This is a genomic window from Streptomyces sp. NPDC056144, assembly GCF_042264145.1.
Lineage (GTDB): Bacteria > Actinomycetota > Actinomycetes > Streptomycetales > Streptomycetaceae > Streptomyces.
Genome location: NZ_JBHJVF010000014.1, coordinates 172194 through 179021 on the forward strand (window position 1 = coordinate 172194; position 6828 = coordinate 179021).

Sequence of the window (6828 nt, forward strand, 5' to 3'; positions counted from 1 at the left end):
GGGCACGCGCCCCGCTGAGCGGCGCCCCCTCCCGGGCCCGACCGCGCGCCCGCCCCGGTCGGGCGGTGCCCGCATCCGGGGCGGTGCCCCGCCGCACCTCCGTGTGGGCATTCGTCCCGCTGGGGCGGGACGGGTGGGCACACGGGACGGCGCCCCTTGCCGGGCCTAGGCTTCCGTGCCTGGACCCGCACCCGGGGTGCGGCGCCGTGGTGGGTTGTGCCCACCGGCCCCCAAGCTCTTCGAGCAGGGGGGACCCCCGGCCGTGCGGAACGCCTGCCCACAACCCGGGCGGCAGCCCGCAGTCACCGCCCGGCGGCGCGCCGCCACAGCCTGGGCGCCAGCCCACGGGCACCGCCCGGGTGGGCGGCGTCGGAACCGGGGCGGCAGCCCGAAGGCACCGCGCGGCGGGGCGCAGCCACATCCCGGCCCGCACCCCGCCGTCACCGCCCGGTGGGCCAGGCCCCGCACCCCGGCCCGCACCCCGCCGTCACCGCCCGGTGGGCCAGGCCCCGCACCCCGCGCGGCAGCCCGTAGGCGTCGCCCCGACAGACCAGGGCCGGGCCCCCCGCGAGGCCCCCCCGTCCCGCCCCCACCGCACTCCGACGTGCCCAGACGACGGCGCGGCCCCGCCGCGCGATACCTTCGCCCGGGGAGGCACCCCAGCCGTACCCACCACGCAACGCGACACCCCAGACTGGAGTCAGACGTGAGCGCCAGCGTCCGGACGACGATGACGACGACGGCCGACGACGACGGAGCCGACCCCTTCGGCACCGCCCGGCTCCGGCGGGGCGTCCTCGACGCCTGGACCGCCTCTCCCGCCCGTTTCCGCGAGGACGCGAACGCCGAGGAGGATCTCGCGCTCGGCGGCTACCGCGACCGCCTGGTCGTCGAGCTCGCCCAGAACGCCGCCGACGCGGCCCACCGCGCCGCCGTCACGGGCCGTTTCCGCCTGACGCTGCACCCGGCGGACGCCGACGGCCCGGCGGTCCTCGCCGCCGCGAACACCGGCGCCCCCCTGGACGCCGTCGGCGCCGAGTCGCTCTCCACCCTCCGCGCCTCCGCGAAGCGCGACCCGCAGAAGGAGCAGGGCGCCGTGGGCCGCTTCGGCGTCGGCTTCGCCGCCGTCCTCGCGGTCAGCGACGAGCCCGCCGTCCTGGGCCGTCACGGCGGCATCCGCTGGTCTCTGGCGGAGGCGAGGGAGCTGGCGACGGAATCCGCGGCCGCGAGCCCCGGCCTCGCCGACGAGCTCCGCCGCCGCGACGGCCACGTCCCGCTGCTCCGTCTCCCGCTGCCCGCCGAGGGCACGGCCCCGGACGGCTACGACACCGTCGTCGTCCTCCCGCTCCGCGACGCCGCCGCTCTCGGTCTCGCCGAGCGTCTCCTCGACTCGATCGACGACGCCCTGCTCCTGACTCTCCCGGGCCTCGCCGAGATCGTCGTCGAGACCCCGGAGGGCGTACGCACGCTCCGCCGCCACGAGGCGGACGGCTACGTCCACATCACCGAAGAGACGGCCCAGGGCGAGACGGCCACGGGCGGCACCACGGAGACCCACCGCTGGCGCACCGTCACGCACACCGGCCCCCTCGATCCCGACCTCCTCAGGGACCGCCCGGTGGAGGAGCGCCTCCGCCCTCACTGGTCCGTGACCTGGGCCGTTCCTGTGGACGCCGAGGGGGCCCCGCAGTACCCCCGGACGACTCCCGTCGTCCACGCCCCCACCCCCACCGACGAGCCCCTCGGCATCCCCGCGCTCCTCATCGCGTCCCTCCCGCTCGACACGACGCGCCGTCACACCGCCCCGGGTCCGCTGACCGAGTTCCTCGTGCAGCGGGCGGCGGACGCGTACGCCGAACTCCTCGCCGCCTGGCACCCGGTGACGACCGCGACCCTCGACCTGGTCCCGGGCCCGCTGGGCAAGGGCCACATCGACGGCGTCCTGCGCGAGGCGATCCTCGACCGGCTGCCGAGGGTCGCGTTCCTTGCGCCCGCCGCGCCGTCCGAGGAGCTTCCGGCGCTCCGCCCGATCGAGGCGGAGGTCACGGAGGGCGCGGGCAAGGACACCGTCGGCGTGCTGGCGGAGGTCTTCCCGACACTGCTCCCGGCGGGCCTGGAGCGCCGCCCCGAGCTCCGTACGCTCGGCGTCGGCCGCGTCCCCCTCACCGAGGCGATCGACCGCCTGGCGGGCGTGGACAGGGCCCCGACGTGGTGGTGGCGGCTGTACGAGTCCCTCGCCGGCGTCGACCCGGACCGCCTGACGGGCCTCCCGGTCCCGCTCGCCGTCCCCGCCGACGCGGAGGAGGGGACGCGTATCCGGACGGCCGTCGGTCCTCGCCAGGTCCTCCTTCCGGAGGAACGCACTCCCGCGGAGTTGACGCGCCTCGGCCTGAAGGTGGCGCACCCGGAGGCCGCGCACCCGCTCCTGGAGAAGCTGGGCGCGCTCCCGGCGACGCCCCGCGCGATCCTGACGACCCCGCAGGTGCGCGCGGCGGTCGCGGCCTCGCTCGACGTGGGCGAGATCTGGGACGAGGACGCGGACACCCTGGACGCGGAGGAGCTCGCGGAGACGGTCCTCGGACTCGTACGGGACGCGGAGCTCGCCCCGGGTGACGAGCCGTGGCTCGGCGCGCTCGCCCTCCCCGACGAGGACGGCGAACTCGCCCCCGCGAGTGAACTCGTCCTCCCGGACTCCCCGTTCGCCGCTGTCATCCGTGAGGGTGAACTCGCGTACGCGGATGCCGACTTGGCTTCCCGCTGGGGCGAGCAGCCCCTGGCGGCCTGTGGCGTCCTGGCGAACTTCACCCTCATCCGCGCGACCGACCTCGTCCTCGACCCGGACGAGATGGACCCCCGCGAGGCCGACTACCCGGAGCCGGACGACGCCGGGCTCCTCGAAGCGGTCGACGTGTGGTGCGAGGACGTCCTCGACCGCCTCCCCATGTCGCTGGTGCCGCCGGTGGCGACGGAGATCGTCGCGGTGCGGGACCTGGACCTCGTCGAGGACGACGCCTGGCCCCAGGCGCTCGCGCTCCTCGCCCAGCCGCCCCTGCGGGACGCCCTGATCCAGCCCGTACGGGTCCTCCTGTCGGACGGCACGACGGAGACGGTCCCCCCGTACACGGCCTGGTGGCTGCGCGACCACCCGGTCCTCGACGGCCGCCGCCCGGCCGGCCTGCGGGCCGCGGGCTCGGACCCGCTCCTCTCCGGCCTGTACGACTCCGCCGACGCGACCGGCTTCGAGGACGAACAGGTCCTGCGGGCCCTGGGCGTCCGCACCTCGGTCGCGGCGCTCCTCGACGAACCCGGCGGGGCGGCGGAACTCCTGGGCCGCCTGGCCGACCCGGACCGCGAGGTCACGGCTCCGCAGCTGCACGCCCTGTACACGGCGCTCGCCGACCTCGACCCGGAGCAGGTGACCCTCCCGGGGCAGCTGCGGGCGATCGTCGACGGCGTACCCGTGGTCGTGGACGCGGAGGAGGCGTTCGTGGCCGACGCCCCGGACCTCCTCCCGCTGGCGGTGGGACTGCCGCTGCTCCCCGTCGCCCCGTCGCGGGCGGCGGACCTGGCCGAACTGTTCCAGGTACGGGTCCTCAGCGAGGCGGTCGAGGCGGAGGTGACGACGGTCGGCGAGGAACACGAGGTCCCGGAGGCGGTCCACGCCCTCCTGGGCCCGTCGACCCCGGCGACGTACATCGAGCACGACGAACTCCGCGCGGCCGGCACGGAACTCGACTGGCGCCTCACCCTCGACGGCGTCCTCCACGCCGCCACCCTGGAGGGCGTGGCGGCGGGCCTCGCGTGGGCGGCGGGCCAGTGGCCCCGCCGCTTCGAGGTGGCGGCCCTCCTGGAGGACCCGTCGAGGACGGCGGAACTGGCCCGGGACCGCTGGTTCGACTGACCGCGCGGGGCGTGCCGGGTGCGCGTCCCGGCGCGCGTCCCGGCGTGAACTCACTGGTTAGGGTGGCGGTTTCGGGCTTACCGCCCCCTGGCCGGGACCGCCCTCGTACGCTGACGCCGAGTCACTGTACGAGTACGCCAGAGAAGGCGGTACGGATGTCGGGGAACGAGGAGGAGCGGCCGGAACGGCCCTCCGAGGTGGACGGTACGGCGCACCTGTTTCGTGCGCTCGGGAAAATCATCAAGCTGCTGCGCAGGAACGCGGGCCTGAGCCAGGCGGAACTGGCGGACATCGCCCACGTGAGCGAGGACCTGGTCTCCTCGATCGAGAGGGGCGTACGGACTCCACAGCCGGAGTTCCTGGAGACGGTGGACGAGCCGCTGGGGGCCGACGGCGTCCTGAAGGTCGCCGTGGACGACGTACGGGCGGCGCTGGCGCGGGCGCGGGTACGGCATCCGGACTGGTTCCGGAACTTCGCGGACGAGGAGGCGAAGGCGGTCGCGCTGCACTATTACGCGGTGCAGGCGGTGCCGGGGATTCTCCAGACACCCGCGTACGCGCGTTCGTTGTTCGAGCACCGCCGCCCGATGCTGGACGAGGCGACCGTCGAGAAGCGGGTGGCGGACCGGATCTCGCGTCAGGCCCTGCTCGACAAGTGGCCGGCGCCGACGATCAGCTTCGTGCTGGAAGGGGCCGTCCTCCTCCGCCCGTTCGGCGGCCCGGACGTCCACCGCGAGCAGCTCCGGCGCATCCTGGAGGTGGCCCGGAAGCGCACGGTCGACTTCCAGATCATGCCGCTGGACAGCGCGCAACACCCCTACCTGGATGGCGCCTTCACCCTCCTCACGCCCAAGGGGCGACGAGAGGTCGCGTACACCGAGATCTACGGGCACGCCCGGCTGATCACCGACCCGGAAGAGGTTCGCACATACGCCGAACGCTATGGAATTATCCGGTCCCAGGCGCTCACTCAAGCCGAGTCGCTGACGTGGATCGAGAAACTGCTGGGAGAACGATGAACACCGCAGATCTGTCCTGGTTCAAGAGCAGCTACAGCGGGCCCGAGGGCGGCAACTGCCTCGAAGTCGCCTACGAGTGGCGCAAGTCGAGCTACAGCAGTGCCGAAGGCGGCGAGTGCATCGAGGTAGCCGTCCACCCCACCGCCATCCACCTCCGCGACTCCAAGAACACCGAGGGCCCTCAGCTCGCCGTCACCCCCGCGACCTGGTCGTCCTTCGTGTCGTACGCGGCCACGGAGGCGTAGGCGACGGGCCCTCAGGCGACGCGGAGGACGCTCTTGCCGTGGGTCGTGCCCTCGGCGAGGTGCTGTACGGCCGTGGCCAGGTCGCCGAGGGCGTACTCGGCGGTGATGTCCGTGCGGACCTGGCCGTCGGTGACGAGGGCGAGCGCGCGGCGGGCGCTGTCGGCGAGCCGCTCGGGGTGGGTCTGGCCGAGCAGGTTGCTGTTGTAGGTGAGGAGCGATTTGCCCTGCATGAGCAGGGCGTTGGCGTCGGCGAGGACGGGTTCGTACGTGGCGAGGTTGCCGTACGCGACGAGTCGGCCGTGCGGTGCGAGCTGCTCGGCGAGGCCGGTGTGGCGGGTCGCGCCGCCGACGGGGTCGAGGATCACGTCGAACGTGTCGTCGCCGAGCTTGGCCGGGAACTCCTCGCGGAGGAGGAGCTGGTCGTAGCCGAACCGGGCGGCGTAGGCGGCCCGGTCGGCGGTGCCGACCACGCCGACGATCCGGCCGGCCCCGGCCAGGCGGGCGAACTGGGCGGCGAGGGTGCCGACGGAGCCGGCGGCGGCGTGGATCAGGACGCTTTCGCCGGGCCGCACGCGGGCGGCGGTGTGGATCAGGTCGTAAGCGGTGGGTGCGCCCCACCCGAGGCCGGCGGCCGTCCTGAGCGGCAGGTCGCCGATGTTCAGGGTGAGTACGGCGGGTGCGAGGACGACTTCGGCGTAGGCGCCTGCCGTGGTCAGCGTGGTGACCGGCTCGCCGATGCGGCTCGCGTCGACGCCCTCGCCGACGGCGGTGATGTGCCCGGAGGCCTCGAAGCCGGGGACGAAGGGGCGGGGGACGGGGAAGTGGCCGTCCCGGACCATGGTGTCGCCCCACTGGATCCCGGCGTACGCGACGCGGATCGCGACCTGGCCGGGGCCGGGGGTGGGCTCTTCGAGTTCGGTGACGCGGTAGTGGTCGTCGGTGTCGAGAACGACAGCCTTCATGAGTACAGCCCCCTGCGTTGACTCAGTATCCTTACACTGGAAGACGGTAGGTGTATCAGGTTCCTGAGTCAACCCATGAACCTGTCAGTGGAGTGGGAGTACGCGGTGGAGTCTCGGATCGAGAACGACCTCTGCGCCCGGATCAGGCGGTCCGAGCAGGCGCTGATGGCGCATCACGAAGCGGTGCTGCGGACCTACGGGCTGACCATGACGCAGTACACCGTCCTGCTGTTCCTGTCGCGTGAAGGCGGCATGTCGGGCGCCCAGTTGGCCCGCTCGTGCGGGGTGACGCAGCAGAGCATGAGCAGTGTGCTGACCAACATGGAGGGCAAGGGACTCATCCGGCGGGAGACGTCCCCGGTCCACGCCAAGGTGCAGATCGCGACCCTCACGGACGAGGGCCAGACGCTGCTCGACCGCGCGTACGGGGAAGTGGCCGTCCTTGAGGGCGCACTCACGGACGCGTTCACGCCCGCCGAGTACGCCTCCCTCTGCGACCTCCTGGAACGCGCCACGGCCGTCCTGGTCCAGCAGACCCGCCACGCGGCCGGCTGAGGATCAGGTCTCCAAGGCCCTTTCGGCGGGGGCTTCTTGAGGGCTCCTGGCGCGGCCGCCCTCTTTCCGAGTGTGGCGGCCTCCGCCGCCGCGTCAAGGGCGAGTCGGCGGAGCCGATGGCCTGCGGCCACCCTTGACCCGGCGGC

Annotated in this window: 5 protein-coding genes; 4 read left to right on the forward strand and 1 reads right to left on the reverse strand. The window is 73.9% G+C overall.

Annotated elements, in window-relative coordinates; translation table 11 throughout:
* Positions 1-730 precede the first annotated feature (730 nt).
* From ACFC0Z_RS31195 to ACFC0Z_RS31205, 3 genes are all read left to right on the forward strand, one after another.
* Complete coding sequence (locus tag ACFC0Z_RS31195; RefSeq protein ID WP_376445098.1) at positions 731-3901, forward strand: sacsin N-terminal ATP-binding-like domain-containing protein; 3171 nt, start codon at positions 731-733, stop codon at positions 3899-3901.
* A 155-nt stretch (positions 3902-4056) separates the two neighbouring features.
* The gene (locus ACFC0Z_RS31200) at positions 4057-4920 is read left to right on the forward strand and encodes a helix-turn-helix domain-containing protein (protein ID WP_376445071.1); all 864 of its coding nucleotides are present in this window, start codon (positions 4057-4059) and stop codon (positions 4918-4920) included.
* The gene (locus ACFC0Z_RS31205; RefSeq protein ID WP_376445074.1) at positions 4917-5165 is read left to right on the forward strand and encodes a DUF397 domain-containing protein; all 249 of its coding nucleotides are present in this window, start codon (positions 4917-4919) and stop codon (positions 5163-5165) included. Before ACFC0Z_RS31200 ends, ACFC0Z_RS31205 begins: the two co-directional genes overlap by 4 nt.
* An 11-nt stretch (positions 5166-5176) precedes the next feature.
* Here ACFC0Z_RS31205 and ACFC0Z_RS31210 read toward each other — a convergent pair whose 3' ends face one another.
* Entirely contained in the window at positions 5177-6127 is a 951-nt protein-coding gene (locus ACFC0Z_RS31210; RefSeq protein ID WP_376445076.1) for a zinc-binding alcohol dehydrogenase family protein, read from the reverse strand.
* Between the two features lie 75 nt (positions 6128-6202).
* Between ACFC0Z_RS31210 and ACFC0Z_RS31215 the strand changes: the two genes are divergently transcribed.
* Positions 6203-6682 (forward strand): MarR family winged helix-turn-helix transcriptional regulator, encoded by a 480-nt coding sequence (locus ACFC0Z_RS31215; protein ID WP_376445079.1) that lies wholly within the window; start codon positions 6203-6205, stop codon positions 6680-6682.
* Positions 6683-6828 lie beyond the last annotated feature (146 nt).

Excerpts from the sequence above, each read along its gene's own strand:
- ACFC0Z_RS31195 (WP_376445098.1), top strand. The coding sequence starts at position 731 with ATGACGACGACGGCCGACGACGACGGAGCCGACCCCTTCGGCACCGCC.
- ACFC0Z_RS31200 (WP_376445071.1), top strand. The coding sequence starts at position 4,057 with ATGTCGGGGAACGAGGAGGAGCGGCCGGAACGGCCCTCCGAGGTGGAC.
- ACFC0Z_RS31205 (WP_376445074.1), top strand. The coding sequence starts at position 4,917 with ATGAACACCGCAGATCTGTCCTGGTTCAAGAGCAGCTACAGCGGGCCC.
- ACFC0Z_RS31210 (WP_376445076.1), bottom strand. The coding sequence starts at position 6,127 with ATGAAGGCTGTCGTTCTCGACACCGACGACCACTACCGCGTCACCGAA.
- ACFC0Z_RS31215 (WP_376445079.1), top strand. The coding sequence starts at position 6,203 with ATGAACCTGTCAGTGGAGTGGGAGTACGCGGTGGAGTCTCGGATCGAG.